The organism is Claveliimonas monacensis (assembly GCF_014982975.1).
Classification (GTDB): domain Bacteria; phylum Bacillota; class Clostridia; order Lachnospirales; family Lachnospiraceae; genus Claveliimonas; species Claveliimonas monacensis.
Map to the genome: position 1 here is coordinate 47,725 of NZ_JADCKL010000007.1, position 20,496 is coordinate 68,220.

The 20,496-nt window shown below is 53.5% G+C and carries 19 protein-coding genes and 1 pseudogene; 5 read left to right on the plus strand and 15 right to left on the minus strand.

From position 1 onward, the window contains the following. Window positions 1-13 precede the first annotated feature (13 nt). The 5 genes from prfA to rho form a co-directional block, all read right to left on the minus strand. Window positions 14-1,087 carry a peptide chain release factor 1 gene (gene prfA, locus INF30_RS09790; RefSeq protein ID WP_087174695.1) on the minus strand — a complete coding sequence of 358 codons (1,074 nt, stop codon included), beginning with the start codon at window positions 1,085-1,087 and terminating at the stop codon, window positions 14-16. A gap of 28 nt (window positions 1,088-1,115) precedes the next feature. Beyond that, complete coding sequence (prmC, locus tag INF30_RS09795) at window positions 1,116-1,997, minus strand: peptide chain release factor N(5)-glutamine methyltransferase (protein ID WP_330601304.1); 882 nt, start codon at window positions 1,995-1,997, stop codon at window positions 1,116-1,118. Next, a complete protein-coding gene (locus INF30_RS09800) occupies window positions 1,960-2,901 on the minus strand; it encodes a DUF1385 domain-containing protein (protein WP_226395063.1) in 942 nt (313 codons plus the stop codon). Before INF30_RS09800 ends, prmC begins: the two co-directional genes overlap by 38 nt. Window positions 2,902-2,982: 81 nt before the next feature. Further along, complete coding sequence (rpmE, locus tag INF30_RS09805) at window positions 2,983-3,186, minus strand: 50S ribosomal protein L31 (RefSeq protein WP_033124288.1); 204 nt, start codon at window positions 3,184-3,186, stop codon at window positions 2,983-2,985. Window positions 3,187-3,284: 98 nt separating this feature from the next. Next, window positions 3,285-4,733, minus strand: coding sequence for a transcription termination factor Rho (gene rho, locus INF30_RS09810; RefSeq protein WP_226395064.1), 1,449 nt, complete (start codon window positions 4,731-4,733; stop codon window positions 3,285-3,287). Between the two features lie 270 nt (window positions 4,734-5,003). Here rho and INF30_RS09815 point away from each other — a divergent pair, with 270 nt between their 5' ends. From INF30_RS09815 to INF30_RS09825, 3 genes are read left to right on the plus strand one after another with little or no spacing between them, the layout of a single operon-like run. After that, window positions 5,004-6,152 (plus strand): NAD(P)-dependent malic enzyme, encoded by a 1,149-nt coding sequence (locus INF30_RS09815; RefSeq protein WP_076778310.1) that lies wholly within the window; start codon window positions 5,004-5,006, stop codon window positions 6,150-6,152. Beyond that, entirely contained in the window at window positions 6,152-7,090 is a 939-nt protein-coding gene (locus INF30_RS09820) for a TIGR01212 family radical SAM protein (protein WP_226395065.1), read from the plus strand. The genes INF30_RS09815 and INF30_RS09820 overlap by 1 nt, the downstream gene beginning before the upstream one ends. Next, window positions 7,083-7,595 (plus strand): DUF4364 family protein, encoded by a 513-nt coding sequence (locus INF30_RS09825; RefSeq protein ID WP_076778315.1) that lies wholly within the window; start codon window positions 7,083-7,085, stop codon window positions 7,593-7,595. Before INF30_RS09820 ends, INF30_RS09825 begins: the two co-directional genes overlap by 8 nt. Before the next feature lie 5 nt (window positions 7,596-7,600). On the opposite strand, the gene INF30_RS09830 is transcribed toward INF30_RS09825, so the two are convergent. From INF30_RS09830 to INF30_RS09855, 6 genes and pseudogenes are all read right to left on the minus strand, one after another. Beyond that, the gene (locus tag INF30_RS09830) at window positions 7,601-9,316 is read right to left on the minus strand and encodes an ABC transporter ATP-binding protein (protein ID WP_226395066.1); all 1,716 of its coding nucleotides are present in this window, start codon (window positions 9,314-9,316) and stop codon (window positions 7,601-7,603) included. Window positions 9,317-9,321: 5 nt separating this feature from the next. Next, a complete protein-coding gene (gene cysK, locus INF30_RS09835; protein WP_076778318.1) occupies window positions 9,322-10,254 on the minus strand; it encodes a cysteine synthase A in 933 nt (310 codons plus the stop codon). A gap of 51 nt (window positions 10,255-10,305) precedes the next feature. Continuing rightward, window positions 10,306-11,082: an SseB family protein gene (locus INF30_RS09840; RefSeq protein WP_076778320.1), complete on the minus strand. Its 777-nt coding sequence runs from the start codon at window positions 11,080-11,082 to the stop codon at window positions 10,306-10,308. 68 nt (window positions 11,083-11,150) lie between these two features. After that, complete coding sequence (locus INF30_RS09845; RefSeq protein ID WP_226395067.1) at window positions 11,151-13,097, minus strand: DUF5107 domain-containing protein; 1,947 nt, start codon at window positions 13,095-13,097, stop codon at window positions 11,151-11,153. A 99-nt stretch (window positions 13,098-13,196) separates the two neighbouring features. Then, window positions 13,197-13,508 (minus strand): annotated as a pseudogene (locus INF30_RS09850) (ATP-dependent zinc metalloprotease FtsH); the annotation flags it as partial. Further along, window positions 13,499-13,708, minus strand: coding sequence for a hypothetical protein (locus INF30_RS09855; RefSeq protein ID WP_226395068.1), 210 nt, complete (start codon window positions 13,706-13,708; stop codon window positions 13,499-13,501). The gene INF30_RS09855 and the pseudogene INF30_RS09850, both read right to left, overlap by 10 nt. On the opposite strand from INF30_RS09855, the gene INF30_RS09860 reads away from it, so the two are divergent. Beyond that, on the plus strand, window positions 13,700-13,972 hold the full coding sequence (locus INF30_RS09860; RefSeq protein WP_311136018.1) for a TetR-like C-terminal domain-containing protein: 273 nt from the start codon (window positions 13,700-13,702) through the stop codon (window positions 13,970-13,972). The genes INF30_RS09855 and INF30_RS09860 overlap by 9 nt on opposite strands. A gap of 3 nt (window positions 13,973-13,975) precedes the next feature. Here the strand turns inward: INF30_RS09860 and INF30_RS09865 are convergent, their stop codons facing one another. From INF30_RS09865 to INF30_RS09875, 3 genes are all read right to left on the minus strand, one after another. Continuing rightward, window positions 13,976-15,724, minus strand: a complete 1,749-nt coding sequence (locus INF30_RS09865; protein ID WP_226395069.1) for a S8 family peptidase — start codon at window positions 15,722-15,724, stop codon at window positions 13,976-13,978. Window positions 15,725-15,768: 44 nt separating this feature from the next. Beyond that, window positions 15,769-16,383, minus strand: coding sequence for a rubrerythrin family protein (locus tag INF30_RS09870; RefSeq protein WP_076778334.1), 615 nt, complete (start codon window positions 16,381-16,383; stop codon window positions 15,769-15,771). Window positions 16,384-16,475: 92 nt separating this feature from the next. Then, complete coding sequence (locus tag INF30_RS09875) at window positions 16,476-17,492, minus strand: glycosyltransferase family 2 protein (protein ID WP_076778336.1); 1,017 nt, start codon at window positions 17,490-17,492, stop codon at window positions 16,476-16,478. Window positions 17,493-17,675: 183 nt separating this feature from the next. Between INF30_RS09875 and INF30_RS09880 the strand changes: the two genes are divergently transcribed. Beyond that, a complete protein-coding gene (locus INF30_RS09880) occupies window positions 17,676-18,902 on the plus strand; it encodes a 6-phosphofructokinase (protein ID WP_076778338.1) in 1,227 nt (408 codons plus the stop codon). Window positions 18,903-18,957: 55 nt separating this feature from the next. Here INF30_RS09880 and INF30_RS09885 read toward each other — a convergent pair whose 3' ends face one another. Next, complete coding sequence (locus INF30_RS09885) at window positions 18,958-20,409, minus strand: pyridoxal phosphate-dependent decarboxylase family protein (RefSeq protein WP_226395070.1); 1,452 nt, start codon at window positions 20,407-20,409, stop codon at window positions 18,958-18,960. Between the last annotated feature and the right edge of the window lie 87 nt (window positions 20,410-20,496).

Genomic DNA, 20,496 nt, shown 5'->3' on the forward strand with positions numbered 1-20,496 from the left:
TTTATTCTCATTCTTACTCTTCGTTCATATTTGCCAGTTTCGCCGCCTGGTCTGCCGCGATCAGGCTGTCGATGATCTCGTCCAGATCCCCGTTCATGACGCTGTCCAGCTTGTGCAGGGTCAGCTTGATCCTGTGGTCTGTCACGCGCCCCTGGGGGAAGTTGTAGGTACGGATCTTCTCGGACCGGTCTCCTGTACCGATCTGACTGCGGCGCGCTTCCGCCTGGGATGCCTGCTGCTTCTCCATCTCCAGATCATACAGCTTGGACCGCAGGAGACGGAACGCCTTCTCCTTGTTCTGGAGCTGGGATTTCTCCGTCTGGCTGTAGATCACGATACCTGTAGGATAATGGGTCAGACGAACGGCCGAGTCCGTGGTGTTGACGCACTGTCCGCCGTTTCCGGAGGCTCTCATGACGTCGATACGGATATCCTTCTCGTCGATGACCACATCCACTTCCTCCGCCTCGGGCATGATGGCCACTGTGATAGTGGACGTGTGGATACGGCCGCCGCTCTCCGTCTCAGGCACCCGCTGCACACGGTGAACACCGCTCTCGTACTTCAGGCGGGAGTAGGCCCCCTGCCCGGTGATCATAAAGACCACCTCCTTGAAGCCGCCGATACCGTTCTCATTGACGGAAATCAGCTCTGTCCGCCATCTGCGTCCTTCTGCATAGTGGACATACATGCGGTATACTTCCGCCGCAAAAAGAGCCGCCTCGTCTCCGCCGGCTCCGGCGCGGATCTCCACGATTACGTTCTTGTCATCGTTAGGGTCCTTGGGAAGAAGAAGGATCTTCAGCTTCTGCTCCAGCTCCTCCACTCTTGCCTTGGACTCATTTAACTCCTCCTTGGCAAGCTCCTTCATCTCCTCGTCTGTCTCTTCCTCCAGCATCACCAGGCTGTCCTCGATGGCCTGGTTGTTTGCCTTGTACTCTTTATATGCCTCCACAATGGGGGCCAGGTCATTCTGCTCTTTCATCAGCTTCCGGAAGCGGTCCTGGTTGTCTGCCACACCCGGCTCTGAAAGTTCGTTCATGATCTCTTCATAACGTACAAGCAGATCATCCAATTTATCAAACATGTTCTTTCCTCCTGCATTCATTTACACTCTATTTATTGTACATGCCCATGACAACACGGTCAAGTCCGGCAAGATCCTTTTTCCCCTGGACACAGGTAAAGCCGGCCTCCCGGAGGAGCCGGGACACTTCTTCGCGCTGGTCATGTCCGATCTCAAGGATAAGCCAGCCCCCCTGCTTCAGATGACTTCCTGCACCGGCTGCAATCCTGCGGTAAAAGTACAGACCGTCCTCGTGGCCGTCCAGGGCGATATAGGGATCGTGGAGCCGCACTTCCGCCTGCAGTTCCTCTATGACGTCCCTCCGGATATAGGGCGGGTTGGACACGATCATATCGCAGGTTCCTTCCACCTTCTCAAAAAGATCGCTTCTGAAAAGCCGGACGTCGGCTCCCAGTTCCCGGCAGTTCACGCCTGCCGTCTCCAGGGCTGCCTCCGATATATCCGCACCTTCAAACCGGCTCTCCCGAGACACTTTTCCTTGCTTTCTTCCTATTAAATATAAACTGGCAGCAATGCAGCCGGACCCGGTGCACAGATCCAGCACCCGCATCCCCGGCTCCAGCTTCTCAAGGGCACACTCCACAAGGGTCTCCGTATCCTGCCGCGGGATCAGCACATGCTCATTGACCCGGAAGGGATATCCCATAAACTCCTGCACGCCTGTAATGTGCTGGAGAGGGATCCGCATGGCCCGCTTTTCCACCGCCTCCCAGAAGGCGCAGACCTTCTCCTGCGGCAGTTCCCGGAAAGGATCCATCAGATAGTCCTGGGCAGTCACACCGGCTGCGTACTCCAGTAGAAGACTGGCGTCCAGGGGGGCTTCCTCTATCCCACACCCGGCCAGCTTCTCCGCCGCCTCCCGCATCAGCCCTCTAAGCTGCCTCGTCTGCGTCAAAGTTTTCTCTTTCATATTTCCTCCAGTCAAAGACGGCCTCCACCGCCTGGATCGCCACCTCGATCATACTGTCATCCGGCTCTTTTGTAGTCAGCTTCTGTATGGCAAGCCCGGGCCTGCTGAACAGGTTGATCACCGGATTGTCCGAGTTTCCCGCTGCTTTCAGTACTTCATAGGAGATACCCGCGATGACCGGCAGAAGGGCGATACGCACCACTACCCGCATAACCGGTGACTCCACCTGGACCAGAAGCAGCAGAATGATACTGATCAGCAGGACAAAGAAGAGAAAACTGGTGCCGCACCGCTTGTGCTGTCTGGAGCTGGCCCGCACGTTCTCCACAGTCAGAGGAAGGCCGTGCTCAATGCAGTTGATACACTTATGCTCCGCTCCATGATACATGAATGTCCTCTGTATATCCTCTGTCCTTGAGATCAGAAGAATGTAGATAATAAAGATTCCAATGCGCACAAATCCCTCGATCACCGTCCGTACATGATAGGATGAAACAAGAGGTTTCAGAAACCCGGACAGGAAGTAGGGAAGTATCATAAATATACCTACCGCCAGCACAATGGAAATGGTCATGACACCGCGCATGAGCCATTTTTCCTGGCGCTCCTTCTTCTCTTCCTCCTCCCTTGTACGCTCTTTCTGTTCTTCATCCTCATCCTCATAAAAGCTGGCGGAGTAAGTCAGTGTCTTCATGCCAAGCACAAGGGAATCGATAAAGTTGAAGATGCCTCTCACAAAAGGGATCCTGGCCAGTGCGCCCACTCTCCCGGCAACCCCGGTATAGCGGTCTTTCGTCACTTCGATCTGTCCGTCCGGCTTTCTCACCGCCACGGAGTACTCTTCCCTGTGTTTCATCATGATCCCTTCCAGGACCGCCTGGCCGCCTATATTCGATGATTTCATAGATGTCCTCCTTGTCACTGCCGTATCCTCTGTTATGAAAAAGGGTTGAGATCGTAAAATCTCAACCCTTTCGCCGTCGTCTTATTTGTCCAGGCCGTATTTCTTGTTGAACTTATCTACACGTCCGCGAGCCTGAGCGGCTTTCTGCTGTCCTGTGTAGAATGGATGGCACTTGGAGCAGATTTCTACGTGGATATCTTCTTTTGTAGAACCAGTCACAAATGTGTTTCCACAGTTGCATGTTACAGTTGCCTGATAGTAAGCTGGATGTATTCCTTCTTTCATTGCCTTTCACCTCTTCTTTATTCTCTCGCGCCAGAGCGCAATAATCTTATTCGTTTTCTAAACAGCTCTGTAATTGTATCATAAAACTTCTGCCTTGTCTAGATTAATTTTGTCTTTTTTACAACCTGTACAAGCTCCCGGTTGGAGCGGGTGCGGGCAAACATATTGAGGATGTTGTCCACTGCCTCCTCGGCTCTCATGCCGTTGAGCGCCCGGCGCATGGAATTGACGGCCTCCTGCTCCTCCCTGGAAAGGAGAAGATCCTCCCTCCTTGTACCAGACTGGGGAATATCGATGGCCGGGAACATTCTCCTCTCGGAGAGCTTTCTGTCAAGCACAAGCTCCATGTTTCCTGTTCCCTTGAACTCCTCGTAGATGACATCGTCCATCTTGCTTCCCGTATCCACCAGGGCGGTGGCCAGGATGGTCAGACTTCCGCCCTCCCGGATATTTCTGGCCGCTCCGAAAAATCTCTTGGGCATGTGGAGAGCCGCCGGGTCAAGGCCGCCGGAGAGCGTGCGGCCAGACGGCGGCACGATGAGATTGTAGGCCCTGGCAAGTCTTGTGATGCTGTCCAGTAGGATCATCACGTCCTTACCGTGCTCCACAAGCCTCTTGGCGCGCTCGATCACCATCTCGGACACCCTCTTGTGGTGATCCGGCAGTTCGTCAAAGGTGGAGTAGATGACCTCCACATTTTTCCCTTCTATTGTCTCCTTGATATCTGTTACCTCTTCCGGGCGCTCGTCAATGAGCAGGATCAGAAGGTGGATCTCCGGATTATTCCTCTTTACTGAGAGGGCCACTTCTTTTAATAATGTGGTCTTACCTGCCTTGGGAGGCGACACGATCATACCTCTCTGCCCTTTTCCGATAGGTGAGAGCAGATCCATGATGCGCATAGCTGTGCTGCTTCTTCCGCTTTCCAGAGACAGTCTCTCGTTGGGGAATACAGGCGTCAGATCCTCAAAATTCGGTCTTCTGGCAGCCACAGCGGGATGGATATCATTGATCTTTGACAGGTACAAAAGAGCGCTGAACTTCTCCTGCTGTGTCTTGATCCTTGTGTTTCCTTCCAGAATATCGCCGGTCTTCAGATTAAACCTGCGGATCTGGGAGGGCGACACGTACACATCGTTGTCTCCCGGCAGATAGTTCTCACACCGGATAAAGCCGTAGCCGTCCGGCATAACCTCCAGGATACCGTGGGCTGTAACGCCGCTGTCCAGCCGGTCTATGTCATGGATCTCCCTGTCTCCTGTGTTGGCGGACAGTTCTTTTACATTGTCCTCTGTCAGTTTCACCTGGCCTGTGTTCACATTGCTGCTCGCATTCTTGCGGTGGCCGTCCTGCCGGTGCTGTTCCGACCTCTCATGCCGCTCTCCTTTGGGAGCTCCCGCCTGTGTTTTCTGTTTATCTTTTTCGTCTTCCTCAAGCATACGCTCAATAAGCTCCGCCTTTTTCAGGCCTGAGATGCCTTTCAGTCCTCTCGCTTTGGCAAGATCCTTCAACGTGGCAAGGGAAAGAGACTCATACTTTTCTCGCATACAAATTGATCCTTTCTTTTCCTGTTTTCTTATCTTTGTGTCTTCGGGATTGTTAGTCTGACATGACCGAACTGAAATATAGGCTTATTATACAATACCTTTTCTGATTTTTAAACCCCCAATTTATCGAAATGATTTTTATTGCGCCGTAAATAAATGGATGGTATGATTATAAGCGGTATAAAAATGTTTTCGGGCGCAGGGACACTGGCCGGTCCAGCCCCCCTGCATTTCCCAGATGAAAGATAGAAAGAAAAAGGTGGAATTCATATGACATTACAGGAAAAAGCTCTCGAGATGCACAGAGAATGGAACGGAAAGCTGGAGACAACAGCCAAGGCACATGTAAATTCACGGGAGGACCTGTCCATCGCCTACACTCCCGGCGTGGCTGAGCCCTGCAAAGTGATCGCAAAGGATAAGGAGGCAGCCTACACTTACACAATGAAAGCCAACACGGTAGCTGTCGTTTCCGACGGGAGCGCGGTCCTGGGACTTGGCAATATCGGCGCTCTGGCCGCCATGCCCGTCATGGAGGGAAAGGCTGTCCTCTTCAAGGAATTCGGAGGCGTCAACGCAGTGCCTATCTGCCTGGACACCCAGGACACAGAGGAGATCATTCAGACCGTTGTCAATATTGCTCCCGCCTTCGGCGGCATCAATCTGGAGGATATCAGCGCACCCCGCTGCTTTGAGATCGAATCCCGCTTAAAGGAACTTCTGGACATACCGGTATTCCATGATGACCAGCACGGCACAGCCATCGTGGTGCTGGCCGGCATCATCAACGCCATGAAGGTGACCGGAAAGAAAAAAGAGGACGTACAGGTCGTTGTAAACGGAGCCGGAAGCGCCGGTGTGGCCATCACAAAGCTGCTCCTCACCTACGGCTTCCCCCATGTGACCATGTGCGACAAAGAGGGCATCATCGGGGAGCACTCCGAGAACCTCAACTGGATGCAGAAAGAGATGGCAAAAGTCACCAATCTGGAAAAGAAGACCGGCACTCTGGCAGACGCCCTGAAAGGCGCTGATATCTTTGTGGGCGTATCCGCCCCCGGCATCGTGACAAAAGAGATGGTCTCTTCCATGAACAGCGACTCCATCCTCTTTGCCATGGCCAACCCGGTACCGGAGATCATGCCGGATCTGGCTAAGGAGGCAGGCGCAAAGGTTGTGGGAACCGGGCGCTCCGACTTCCCCAACCAGGTAAACAATGTGGTGGCTTTCCCCGGCATATTCCGAGGCGCCCTGGAGGGCCGGGCCACCCAGATCACAGAAGAAATGAAGCTGGCTGCCGCCCACGCCATCGCAGGCCTTGTGCCGGAGGAAGAACTCAGTGAAGACAACATCCTGCCGGAGGCCTTTGATCCCCGGGTAGCAGATGCAGTGAGCCAGGCTGTGAAGGAACTGATCTAGTGGAAAAACCTGTATATTGGAGCGGCAGGCGCTACCACTGCCTGGATCACCATATCAAACAAACTTTTGGGGAAAAGCTTTACAAGATCTCTCTGGACGCAGGCCTGACCTGCCCTAACCGGGACGGCACTCTGGGGAATAGGGGCTGTATCTTCTGCAGCCGGGGAGGCTCCGGCGATTTCGCCACGGACCGGCGCCTGTCCATCACGGAGCAGATTGAAGCCGGAAAGCAGCAGTCCGCCGGGAAATTCCATGGGAACAGCTATATCGCCTACTTTCAGGCCTACACCAACACCTACGGGCCTGTCTCCCGGCTGCGCCAGCTTTTCTTTGAGGCCGCCGCTCACCCGGATATCCGCGCCCTCTCCATCGCCACCAGACCTGACTGCCTGGGGCCGGAAGTGCTGGATCTTCTCCGGGAAGTCAGCCGCATTAAGCCGGTCTGGGTGGAGCTGGGTCTTCAGACCGTCCACGAGAGGACAGCTGCCTTCATCCGCAGAGGATATCCATTTTCCGTGTTTGAGCAGGCCGTCCGGGACCTGCGGGCCATAGGGCTGGATGTGATCGTGCATGTGATCCTCTTCCTCCCCGGGGAAACGCAGAGCGATATGTACCAGACCATATCATGTCTGAACCGGATGGACATCCAGGGCATAAAGCTGCAGCTCCTGCATATTTTAAAAGAGACAGATCTGGCTGACTATTATGAGAGACACCCCTTTTACATACCGCAGATGGAGGATTATTTCCAGGTGCTGGGAAACTGCGTAAGTCTGCTGCGCCCGGACATCGTCATCCACAGAATCACAGGCGACGGCCCAAAGGAGCTGCTTATAGCTCCCCTGTGGACAGGGGACAAGCGGTATGTGCTGAATCAGTTCCACGCCTATCTGAAACGCCAGAACATCTGGCAGGGAAGGAGTTATATACATGTCTGAACCATTTACACTTTATAAGCTGATCATACTGTACATGCTGGACAAAGTAGATTTTCCGCTGACCAACGCTCAGATCTCCGGCTTTATCCTGGACAAGGGCTACACCACTTATTTCAAACTCCAGCAGGCTCTTTCCGAGCTGACTGAGTCCGGATTCATCCGGGAGGAGGCAACTCACAGCAGGACATTCTACCATCTGACAGAGGAGGGGGAGGAGACGATCCACTTCTTCCGCAATAAGATTTCCGATGCCATCCAGAAAGATATCGATGAATTTCTGAAGGAAAAAAACTATGAGCTGAAAAATGAAGTGTCCGTGAAGTCCGACTATTTTCCGGGCTCCGGCATGGAATTTACAGTCCGCTGTCAGGTCATTGAAAACAATCAGCCTCTCATTGATCTGACCCTGACCGTCCCCTCAGAGGCAGAGGCGGAGACGATCTCAAACAACTGGAGCAAAAAAAATCAGGAGATCTACGCACTGATCATGCAAAATCTCCTGTAAAACTGTTAATTCAGTTCCTGTGTATGATACAGGCGGGCGTACTGCCCGTCTTTTTTTATGAGTTCCTCATGGGTGCCGCTCTCCTGGATCTGTCCGTCATCGATCAGGATGATCCGGTCCGCATCGCGCACAGTGGCAAGTCTGTGGGCAATGATGAGGGTTGTCCTGCCGGCCCTGAGCTCATCAAAACTTTTCTGTATATAGCTCTCTGTCACCGTATCCAGAGCCGAGGTGGCTTCATCCAGGATCAGGATCCTTGGATCTTTCAGGAAAATGCGGGCAATGGCGATCCGCTGCTTCTGTCCGCCGGAGAGCATGGTGCCCCGCTCCCCGATATAGGTGTCAAATCCCTTGGGCATCTCCATGATATCATCGAAGATCTCCGCCTTCCTGGCAGCCCTGACCACCTCCTCGTAGGAGGCGTCCGGCTTTCCGTAGCGGATGTTCTCATAGACTGTGTCTGCGAACATAAACACATCCTGCTGCACGATACCGATATTGTCCCGCAGGGACCTCTTTCTCACATCCCGTATATCTGTCCCGTCAATCTTGATAGAGCCTTCTGTCACATCGTAAAACCGCGGGATCAGCTGGCAGAGGGTAGTCTTTCCGCCGCCGGAGTGCCCCACCACAGCCACGGTCTGGCCCGGCTGTATGTGAAGATCCACGTCTGTCAGGACTTCCGCATTTTCATTGTAGGAAAAGCTGACATGGTCCATGTCAATCCGCCCTTCACCCACTGACAGGTCCCCGGCTCCCTCTTTTTCCTTCACCGCAGGCTGTATGGCCATCAGTTCCTGGAACCGCCGAAGTCCCGCTGTCCCGTTGGTAAAGATCTCCGCAAAATTGGAGAGCTTACGGACCGGCGTGATAAAAGTGCTGATGTAGAGATTAAAAGTAATCAGATCCACATAGTTCATCCGCCCCTGCATGATCAGCCAACCGCCGAAGGTAATCACTGCCACAGGCATGATGCACATGAAAAATTCCAGGGAGGCGTTGAATCTCCCCATGGCTTTATAGTAGCCGCTCTTGGAAGATTTGAACATGTCGTTGGACTGATCGAACCGGGCCTGGTCCACATCCTCGTTGGCAAAAGCCTTGGAGGTGCGGATGCCGGAGATGCAGGACTCGATGTCCGCATTGATGGAGGCCATCTTCTGCTTCACCTGCAGAGAGGCGTCCGACATGCTCCTCTTGCAGAACATGACTACCACCAGGAAGACAGGGATAATCACTGCCACCACAAGGGCCAGCCTCCACTCAATGGAGAACATGACTCCCAGCGCTCCCAAGATGGTCAGGACAGAGATCAGCAGATCCTCCGGCCCGTGGTGTGCCAGCTCCGTGATCTCAAAGAGATCTCCTGTCAGTCTGTTCATCAGCTTTCCGGTCCGGTTGGCATCATAAAATTCAAAGTCCAGCTCCTGAAGGTGTCGGAACAGATCCCTTCTTATATCCGCTTCCACTCGGACACCAAAGGTATGTCCCCAGTAGGTCATGATGTAGTTGCACACAGAGCGCAGCACGTAGCTTGCCGCCACAATGGCCATGACCGTGAAAAAGGTGCCGTAAAGCTTTTCCGGCAGCATATCGTACATGGCATGTCTGGACACCAGCGGAAAGGCAAGATCCACCGCCGCCACCAGGACCGCACAGCACATATCCAGAAGAAAGATGCCTATGTGGGGCTTAAAATACGAAAACAGTGTCCGAAACATCTCCCCTACTCCTCAAAAAGCGGTGTAGAGAAATATCTCTCTGCTGTGTCCGCCAGGATCGTCACCACTGTCTTCCCTTTCCCAAGCTTTCTTGCCATGCGCTTTGCCACAGCCACGTTGGTTCCACTGGAGATACCGCACATGAGCCCCTCTTTTGCCGCCAGCTCTCTGGCAGTCTCAAGAGCCTCCTCGTCTGTCACGATGGCGATGTGATCATAGATCTCCTGATTCAGAATGGCAGGGATCACTCCGTCGCCGATTCCCATCTGGAGGTGTGTGCCCACCTCGCCTCCTGAGAGGATGGCTGCATGCTCCGGTTCTGCCGCCCAGATCTCTATATCCGGGTTGGCCTCCTTCAGGGCCTCTCCCACACCGGTAATGGTTCCGCCTGTTCCTATGCCGGAACAGAATCCGTGAATCGGTATCCCGGCCTGCTCCAGGATCTCCCGGCCCGTCTGTTCTTTCTGGGCCCGTGTATTTGCCTCATTTTCAAACTGCTGGGGAACATACACATCCGGATCCTCGGCCGCCATCTTCAGCGCGGTCTCCATGCACTCGTCGATGCATTTCCCGATATTGCCTGCGTCGTGGATCAGCCTCACTTCCGCCCCGTAATGTCTGACCAGCTTCCTTCGCTCCTCACTGACTGAGTCCGGCATGATGATAATGGTCTTATACCCCTTCACTGCGCCGATCAGGGCAAGACCGATGCCCTGGTTGCCGCTTGTGGGCTCCACAATGGTCGTCTTTCCGGGCTGGATCAGCCCCTTTTCCTCCGCTGCCTCTATCATGTTCAGGGCAGTTCTTGTCTTGATGGAGCCGCCTGCGTTCATGGCCTCGAATTTCACGAGGATCTGGGCATCGTCCGGCCCGGTCATATGGTTCAGCCGGATCAGCGGCGTATTCCCGGCAGCCTCAAGTATATTCTCATAGATCATTCCTTTATCTCCTCCGCGTACTGTATTTAATATATATTATGACAGCAGGACTTATTTCGTCTCCTGTTTTTTGGGCCGGGCGATGTTGAAGGGAACATTGACTCCCACAGGGTTCACGATCACTCCTTTGGCCTCCGGGGCCAGGATGTCCGGGATTTTAGCGTACTCAATCACCGCGGTCCTGTATTTGTTCTCTCTGTTAAATTTACGAAACTCATCAGGATCTGTAAAGATAGGCTGGAACACAGACCCGTCTTTCTGCTTCAGGACAGGGAGTCCTTTGTCCGGCTCCACCGCCACAAGGAACTTTCCTCGCTGCAGGTCCACAAGCAGTTCTTCCTGCATCTCTTTCATCTCTTCTGTCATCTGCTGTTTCGGATCTTTACGCATCTGCTGCATAAAATAGAGAGCTGTAAGATGAAACTGAGGATTTTCCACCCATTTCTTCCCGTCGGGAAGATTGTCCATATCCGGCCGTTTTACCAGTTCACCCAGCTGCAGGTGAATCTCATCCTCCAGCCCCTTGTTCACCGCCAGAGCATTGACCCCCATGGTGAACAGATTGGAATAGAAGGACAGAAGATGCCGGTTCTCCAGCTTTGCTATATTGACCGGGTCTTTCTGCGCAAGGAGAAGTTTTCCTCCTTTCTGCGCCTCTTTCTCCGTCTTATAGAGGAGCACCTCATCGTCAAAAGTCTCCGGGTCACAGAAAACAAAAGGCATCTTCGTGTGCAGGGAGATGATGACAAAAAGCTCCTTGGCGTTCCGAAGATGCGCCAGCACTTCCTGTCTCTGCGGGTTGTTCTTTGTATTGTTTTCTTCTTTCATAGGAATATTCCTTTCTGCTGTTTCAGTACATAATCCGCTATTTATCATACATCATTTAGAGAGGAAATTCAACTTGCAGAGAAGTTGTACTGGTGGGGCAGCTTCTTCTCCCCATCTGCCTCATTGCGGTGAAGGGACTGCCACAACTCACCGATAGAGTCCTCCCCCTCCCGGATGTCCTCCAGCAGAAGACCGCCCTTTTCCTCAAGGAGCCGCAAAGCCTCCCGGTCTTGGCCCAGTCTGTGGAGCGCAGAAATATAGTAGAATTTCAGTCTGCTTTCCTCCTTAAGCTGCTCCTCCATCTTCTCATAAAATCTACATATCTTTTCGGATGCCTCCATCATGTACAGCATTTTGAAGCCTTCCTTCATATAGGAAAGCCGATCCGCCCATTCCGCCAGGCCGGAAGCAAGCTCCATGCCCCGTAAGATCTTCTCTTCTGCCTCCTTCTGACGATCCTCACGCAGGCTAAGGCAGGCCAGAGCATGGTAAGCCCAGGGGTTTTCTGCAAGTTCCAGCGATGTCTCCAGCATCTTTCTGGCTTTCCCCGCCTGCTCATCCTGCGTCAGCCAGACTCCGGCCTGATAGAAGGCATACCAGTTCTCATTGTTGGAGTCCGCAAGTGTATCTTCCAGAAATCCTATGTTGTCCCCGTCGATCAGGAACTCGTCCGGCCGCTGCATCACATCCGGCACAGGGAGCACGCCCGTTTCAAAAAACTTCTGCCATGTTTCCAGCGGTCCGCCCGGTATCTGAAAGGCAAGATGCTCTGTCCATTTCCCCTGTCTTCTCAGAGCGCCGTAGCCGCTTCCCCCGGAAATGAGCCGTGCAGAGCTCTTCGCCATAGCTTTCGTGTCTGCCAGGATCTGCTCCATACGCGCCGGCTCACCGGCCTCCTGTACAGCTGCTGTCAAGAGGGCGCTCCTTGACGCATGGGGAAGTGCTCTCTCCTCTTCCGTGAGATGGAGCGGCCCGTACTGCTCCAGCCACTCCCAGGCTGTGTGGGGCGCCATGGGGAGACATCCGTACTGGGTCTTTCCAAGCCCCGCCTGGATCTCAATGTACCGCCCCGCCTTGTCCGTCAGGAATTCCTGCCATCTGTCTGACCCGTCCTGGTTTCCCCAGGAAAAGAGTTTCCGGCTGCGCAGTCTTTTGCTGGACATCTGAAGGAGGCCAGACCCCTCCCTGTCCACGTTGGCCACATACTTGGGCGCTTCCTCCGGGATATCAAAAAAATAATCCACAGACCGGGGAATGTTCTGATACTCTGTCACATCCACCCCGTCCACAACCGGGATATCCACCTTGTACACAGCGCCATCTGCGTAGGTAAAAGCCTTGTCCGCCGGAACGATGACGCGCCCGCCTTCATACTCCGGCACGGCCATATTGCTCCACCAGTACATGGGGACGACCTGACTGCTCTCATTGACGATCCGCATCCGACAGTTCAGGAACCTGTCCTTCTCTCCCAGCCAGAAATCCATCTGATACGGCACTTTTCTTATCCGCTCATACTCATACATCCTCAGTACAGGCTCCCCGCTCTCAAGGGCCGTCTGTGCCACATACAAAGGCTCCGTGGTCAGAGGGGTATGTCCGATGACGCCGATGTTCCACTCCACGCCTCCGCTGAACCAGGCGTTCCGCACCGCCAGGTTGCTGAACTGAAGGACATCATTTGTATAGAGAAGATTACGGTTCCTCTCCTTGTCCCAAAGTTCCCACAGGCGTCCCCCGTACTCCGGGAGGAAGACAGCCCGCAGGCAGTCATTTTCCAACACTGCCACTGCCACGTCCCTCTCCTCCAGCTTTCTTGTATAACAGTTGTACTGTCTGTATGGATAGGCATTTTTTCTCCTGCCATATCCCTCGTAGAGTTCATCCTCCTCATCCAGGCGGAAGACAAGCTCATTCTGCAGGATCTTCTCCCCCAGAAGATCAGGAAGGCAGGACTCTTTTCCGAGCCCTGCCACCCTCATTTTCTTTGTCTCAAATCGCAGTTCCGGTCTCATAAACACAGTCTCCTTTTTCTGACGTAAATACATATACAGATTTATAGTACTCTATCTGCCGGACATGCGCAATCTGGATTTCTGTCATGTTATTGTGATTTATTGCTCTTGTATCTGTCTGGGATCCTCCTCTTTCTTCAGCAGGATCTTCATAAATTCATCCCCTGTGATGGTTTCTCTCTCATAGAGGTACTGGGCCAGCTCGTCCAGTTTCCGTTTATTGTCCCGGATAATGGTCCTTGCCTTCTCATGCTGCTCTTTCACAACCTCCACCACTTTTCTGTCGATCTCCGCCTGTGTCTGGGCAGAACAGGAAAGAGATGTGTCGCCTCCCAGGTACTGGTTGGTCTGTGTCTCCATGGCCACCATGTCAAAAGCCTCGCTCATGCCGTACCTGGTGATCATGGCCCGGAAAAGACCTGGTACAGGAGTGCGGCATCTCCCGCCAGGCCTTCTATTATCATTTCCAGGATATCCTGGACGTCATAGAGTGGATACTCCAGGAGGGCGCCAAGCGGCTTCTGGACCGCTGTCTGCAGGCGGAAAATACCAGGGCAGCGCTCCGGCTCTTTATAGATTTCGCCCTGGAAAACAGAAACTTCATCCAGCATCTGATCAACTCCAGACAGAGGGAGCAGATGGAAAATATCATCTACAAAAATTTCCGCGGCTATCTGGAAAACCTCTACCAGCACACTGCCGTGGACGCGTCCATGAGCTACCGGGATCTGTCCATAGCGCTGGACTTCTTTACATACGGGATCGGCGGCGTGCTCATCGAGAGCAGCAGAAACGGCAGGACGGACCCGGAAGTTCTGACAGACCAGCTCTACCGGCTGCTGTCCGGACAGATGGTGCAGATGCCCCTGGAATAGTCTTTATTCCGGAATGCTGTCCCGCACGCACAGAGCCCCGTACCCCACCTGGTTGTTGGGATACAGGGAAAGGCCCGGCAGTTTCCGGGCTCCTTTTCGCAGATAGGCCTTTATCTTCTCACCGTAGAGATAAGGGTCATTTTCTTTTATGATCCCCCACTCCATCAGAAGGGCGGCCCCCCCTGTCACAAAAGGCGTGGCAAAGGAGGTTCCTGTGACTGCCTCCACCGTCCCTCCCGGCATTCTCGTCATCACATTTACTCCGGGAGCGGCCAGGTCCGGCTTTGTCCGGTAGCCTTCCCCCTCTCTTCCCCTCCCCGAGAAATCCGCGTACGTAAAGGTGCGGGCATCATAGGCACCCACCGTGATCACCCGGGAGGCGGTGGAGGGGATGGTAAATGTATCCTCCTCTGAGGGGAAAAGGAAGCCCGTTCCCTGGTTCAATGCCGCCTCCGAGGGGAGCCACATCTGGTATCTGCCGTCCACCACCTCCCCCGCTTCCAGCAGGATCGTCCAGACGCCGGAGGCAATGTACGTCTCCACGGGGAGAAGATCAATAAAAATCTCCTGGGCCAGGCTGTAGGGACTTGGCTCCCCGTAATAGACAAGGATCTCCGTGGGGCCGATCCGGAGTCTCTGAGTTCCTCTTATCTCCTGTATGGGATCGCTTCCCGCCCCGGAGGGAGTGATAATCGTTATGCGTATCTGATCCGCATAGTTTTTCCATATCTGCAGGTTCATGGCCGTCTGCCTTTCCTGTACACCCAATTGGACAGCCACGGATTCGTAGCGTCCAAGCCTTCCTGCCGTGTGCCCCGCCGCATTCCCCTCATTGCCTGCCCCCACGCAGATGCAGGTCCGCCCCAGGTTGGCCACATCGTCAATATACCGTTCCAGAAGGGAGGTGCCATCGTGGGCGCCGTATGTATTCCCGAAGCTGATATTGATGACAAGTGGCATCCTGTATTCCAGCGACTTTCTCACCGCGTAGTCAATCCCCGCCATCAGCTCCGTCGTCCTTGGGAAGCCATCCGTCCGGGGTACCCCAAGCTTCACCACCAGCAGGCTGCTGCGGGGCGCCACGCCCCGGTACCGGCTCTCCCCTCCGCCGTTTCCCGCCGCAATGGCAGCCACGGAGGTTCCGTGTCCCGACGTGTCCGTACCGGGGATGATCCTCCTTCTCTGCGCTTCTGACGGCGCTTCTATGGCTGCATTGATCCGCTCCCGGGTATACTCTGTCCCCTCCGCGTATCCGACCGGGGGAGCTTCCCCCTCCTCCTGGCGGGGCGCCGCCGACTGATCCCACAGGGCCAGGATCCGGGTCGAGCCGTCCTCATTCCGGAAATCCGGCAGCATGTAATCGATGCCTGAGTCTATGACCGCCACCAGAACCCCCTGTCCGAAAAGAGAAAAGCGCGCATCCTGCACCTCGTCAATGCAGGATACGCGCCTCCCGTCCGCTGTCTGAAAAAACAGCCGCTTTGGCTTTTCTATATATTCCACTTCCCTAAGAGCCGCCAGCTCAGACAGCCTGGACTCCTTCACTGTGACAATGGCGTACTCATTGAGCAGGTCTGTCAACCGCACAGCTACATTCCGGACATTGTCCAGACTCCCGGTGTACTTCACGATCACATCCCACTCTCTTTCTATGGGATCATATCCCACATCCAGCTCCAGGGACTTCTCCCTCTCCTCCTGTGTAGCGTCCAGAGCAAGATTCAGAAGATCCTCTATTTTCTGTCCTGCCATCCGCTGTCACTTCCTTATTATAGTTTCTTTTATAACTGTTTCCTTTACATCACCGCTATACTGCCGTCTGTGTACGGAGCCAGGGACAGCGGAATGAAAAACCCCTTCTCATGCCTGCAGAGCGGGCATACTTCCGGGGCTTTTGTCCCCCTGTGAATGTGGCCGCAGTTCAGGCACATCCAGGCTCCCTCCTGGCCCAGCTCAAAGTAGGTGTTTGTCTCCAACAGCTTCTTAATCGCCCCGAACCGCTTTGCGTGAGTGTTCTCCACCTCCGCGGTCTGATAGAAAACAGAGGCCGCCTCCAGGAACCCCTCCTCCTTGGCCTGATCTCCAAAGGACTGGTACACATCTTTGTACTCCTCTGTCTCGTTGTGCTGCGCCGCACGCAGAAGATCCGTCAGAGAGTCAAAGGTGTCCACAGGGAAACTGCCGCAGATCTCTATGTTTTCTCCCTCCGCCTCCTTCAGAAGCTCATAGTACCGGTGGGCGTGGGCTCTTTCCTGTTCCGCGGTAAAAAGAAAGATCCGGCTCACCGAGTACATGTGATGTTCCCTGGCCATTTCCGCCGCTATGGTATACCTGTTTCTTGCCTGGCTTTCCCCGGCGAACGCCTTCATCAGATTCTCTTTTGTTCTGCTCTTACAAAAATCAACTGCCATGGTACATACTCCTTTATCTTTTTACATAGAGTATGTGCCATGACAGTTATTTTATACCTTATCCGCAATGTTTTATCGGTATCCGCCTCTTCCTACTGGAAGCCGATGAGCCGCCGGGCCACCATGTAGGCCAGGGATGAGATCTTTCTTCCCGATCTGCCAGGGAGATTCATAGTCTGTCCAAGGATACCGTAGCGAATCTTCACATAAGTTCCGGCGTCCTTTTTTCTCAGATAGATCCACAGTTCTTTTTTCTTATCCAGGTTTTCCTTCTCTTTGGATCGGATACAGAGGATCGATGAAACAGTCATCATAATAGCCAGATAGTTAATCATGTACTTTTTCAGCTTCTTGTTGGTGATCTCTTTCATATGATACATATCGATCATCTTCTTCGTGACAAAGATCTGCTGATCCAGCCTCTTTATCATAACTTTTTCATTGACAGACTGATCCTCCCGCCCGATGTAATAGCGGTAGAAATCCTCGTCCATATAGTAGAGCTTTCTCACATGGGGCAGCGGATAATACACGTAAATATTGTCCACATAGAACGTGTGCTTCGGCAGCGTAAGCTGGCACAAAAGCAGAAGCTCTGTCCGGTAGATCACCGAATGCATGAGAATGTACTGATCCAGATGGAAATGCCCGATGTCCGACCAGTGAAAGATCTCATCCTGGGGCAGCACGTTCCGGTAGTGAATGCACTTCTTATTCTCAACGCCCACTTTTTCATACACGTAATTGGCGATGAACATATCCACCTCTGTCCCCTCTTCCTCGAAATTTCTGAGCACCTGGAGGATCCGGTGCAGGGATTCTTCTTTCACCCAGTCATCGCTGTCCACCACCTTGAAATATTTTCCGGTGGCATTGGCAAGGCCGCAGTTCACCGCGTCTCCGTGCCCGCCGTTCTCCTTGTCGATTACCTTCACAATACCCGGATATTTTTCCGCGTACTCATGCCCGATTTTTGATGTATCATCGCTGGAGCCGTCATTTACAATGATGATCTCCACGTCCTCTCCGCCTGGAAGGATGCTCTCGATCGCATGTGCCATGTAGTCCTGAGAATTGTAGCACGGGATCGCAAATGAAATGTACTTCATATAATTTCTTCCTCCTCTGTTCTATAGTATATAGTATTCCTCTCTTTTTTCAACTTAAACTTTGCAAAATCTTCGTCACGCAATTGTAAAAAGGATGGTTTTCCGTTATAGTTATGTGTAGAAGCAAAAGGCCTCTGCTGCGGCAGGGTCTTTGCCGGGGATCAAATATTTGGAGGAAAGAACATGAAAAAAAATATCATTGTGGGACAGTCCGGAGGTCCCACAGCAGTCATCAATGGAAGCCTCTACGGAGTTGCATCTGAAGGGATCAAAAAGACAGATGAGATCGGTACCGTGTACGGCATGATCAACGGTATAGAGGGATTTCTCCAGGGCAACTACATGGATCTGGGCACACTGGACAAGACAAATGAGCTGGAGCTTGTCCGCACCACACCTGGCGCTTACCTTGGTTCCTGCCGGTACAAGCTGCCGGAAGATCTGCACGATCCGGTGTACCCGGAGCTGTTCCGCCGTTTTGAGGAGCTGAACATCGGATACTTCTTCTACATCGGCGGAAACGATTCCATGGACACAGTGAGCAAACTATCCCGGTATGCAGGGTTTATGAACAGCTCTATCCGCTTTATCGGCGTGCCCAAGACCATCGACAACGACCTGGTGGAGACAGACCATACTCCTGGATACGGAAGCGCCGCCAAGTATGTGGCCACCACGGTCCGCGAGATCGCCATCGACGCCTCCGTCTACGACAACAAACAGTCCGTCACCATCGTGGAGATCATGGGACGCCACGCCGGCTGGCTCACCGCCGCCAGCATGCTGGCCCGCAAATTCAAGGGGGACAACCCTGTGCTTATCTACCTGCCGGAGGTTGCTTTTGACCAGGAGGCTTTTATCGGGAAAGTAAAAGAGGCCTTGAAGACCACTCCCAATCTGGTTGTCTGCATCTCTGAGGGTATCAACGATGGAAAGGGAACCTTCATCTGCGAGTACGCCAGCGAGGTGGGAACAGATACCTTTGGCCACAAGATGCTCACAGGCTCTGGAAAATATCTGGAGAATCTTGTCAAAGAGCGCCTGGGCGTCAAAGTCCGCTCCGTAGAGCTGAACGTATGCCAGAGATGTTCCTGCGCCCACCTGTCCCGTGTGGATCTGGACGAGGCAGTCAACGCAGGCGTTTATGCTGTACATGCAGCCCTTGCAGGCGAAAGCGGGAAAATGATCACTTTCATAAGAAACAAAAGTGTGCCTTATGAGCTCTCCTACGGCACAGCTGATGTGAATATCATCTGCAACAAGGAGAAAGGTGTTCCCCTGGAGTGGATCACAGGCGACGGCTCGGATATCAGCGACGCTTTTATTGATTACGTCCGTCCTCTGACCCAGGGACATGTGGAGCTGCCAACAAAGAACGGCATTCCTCTTTTCGCTTACCGCAGAGGTTAGACCCGGAACAAAAAACAGAAATCTCAGAAAAATACAGGACAGTATAGCCCGGAGGCTACGCTGTCCTGCTTTGATTCCGGGCTGTTCCCAGACAGGAGACAGCCTCTGCTTTTGTCAGTTTTTCGATGGTACGGCGGATGTCCTCCTCCGTTGTCTCTGGGTTGATAGTACACATGCGCAGCACCTTTTTTCCCCCCAGCTCTGTGGTAAAGATCTGGGCAAATCCGCTCTCTGTGATCTCTGCAGATATGTGCTGGTTAGCAGAGTCCAGCTCCTCCTCAGACAGGGTGCCGTCCGCTATGTAACGGAAGTTGACAACTCCCAGAGATGGCCCAGAGATGATCTCCCACTCCGGCTCCTCCTGTATCAGCTTTCCTGCCAGCTCTGCCATCCTGCAGCCGTGGTCGATCATTCGTCCCATCTTCTCCGTGCCTTCTGTCTGCAGGGTAAGCCACAGCTTCAGCCCTCTTGCCGGCCGCGTCAGCTCCGGCCCCAGATCCCAGAACTCGACCCCCTCCTCCGAGGTCTCCGCGTCTTTCAGATACTCCGGATGGGCGGCAAAACTGCGGACCAGATCGGACTGGTTCCGCACCAGTACCGCACTGCATCCATACGTCTGCATCATCCACTTGTGGGCATCCCAGCTCAGACTGTCTGAAAGTTCAATGCCGTCCAGCTTCTTTCTCTGCTCTGACGAAAGAAGCGCCGACGCCCCGAACGCCCCGTCCACATGCATCCACATGTCGTACTTCCGGCAGATGGCGGAAATTTCTGCCAGCGGATCCACGCTTCCTGTGTTTGTCGTCCCTGCGGAAGCCACCACTGCAAAAGGGATATTCCCGTCCGTCATATCTTTTCTGACCGAGGACCTAAGCGCGGAAAGATCCATGCAAAACTCCCTGTCCACGGGGAGAACCCGGATCTGCTCCCTGCCAAAGCCGATGATGTGAAGTCCCTTGGCCACAGACGAGTGAGTCTGGCCGGAGACATACACCACCGCTTTTCCTCTTTCTCCCCAGGTCAGCTTCGCGTCTCTGGCCGCTGTCAGCGCCGTCAGATTGGCAATGGAGCCGCCGGACACAAAGAGCCCGCCGCTCTCCTCCGGGTACCCTGCCTGGCCGCACATCCAGCGGATCAGTTTCTTCTCCACCAGATCAGCCGCCGGGGCGTTGACCGTGCAGCTTGCGTGGGGATTATACGCGCCTGTCATCACATCTCCCATCCAGGATACGAGGGACATGGTGGAGGGGACACAGGAAAAGCTGCGGGGATGCTGTCCCAGAATAGTGCTGGAATAAATGTCCCGCTGCATTTCCCGGAACACCTCTTCCACCGGGCGCCCTTTATCCGGGATGGTCTGTTCCTGTATAGCTGCAAGCCTGTCCTTTGCGGCAGGCCGACAGACCGGTTCCCTTTCTATATGATCGTAAAAGCCGACTGTCTCTTTGATAAATTCTGTCAGCAGTTCTCCTACCTGTCTGTTCTGTTCTCTTATCTCTCGTCTCATCGTTTCCCTCCTTGACCGCTTCTGACTATCATGCTAACATGGATGGGAAACACTGTAAAATTCATAGTTTTTATAGAAACATTCAAA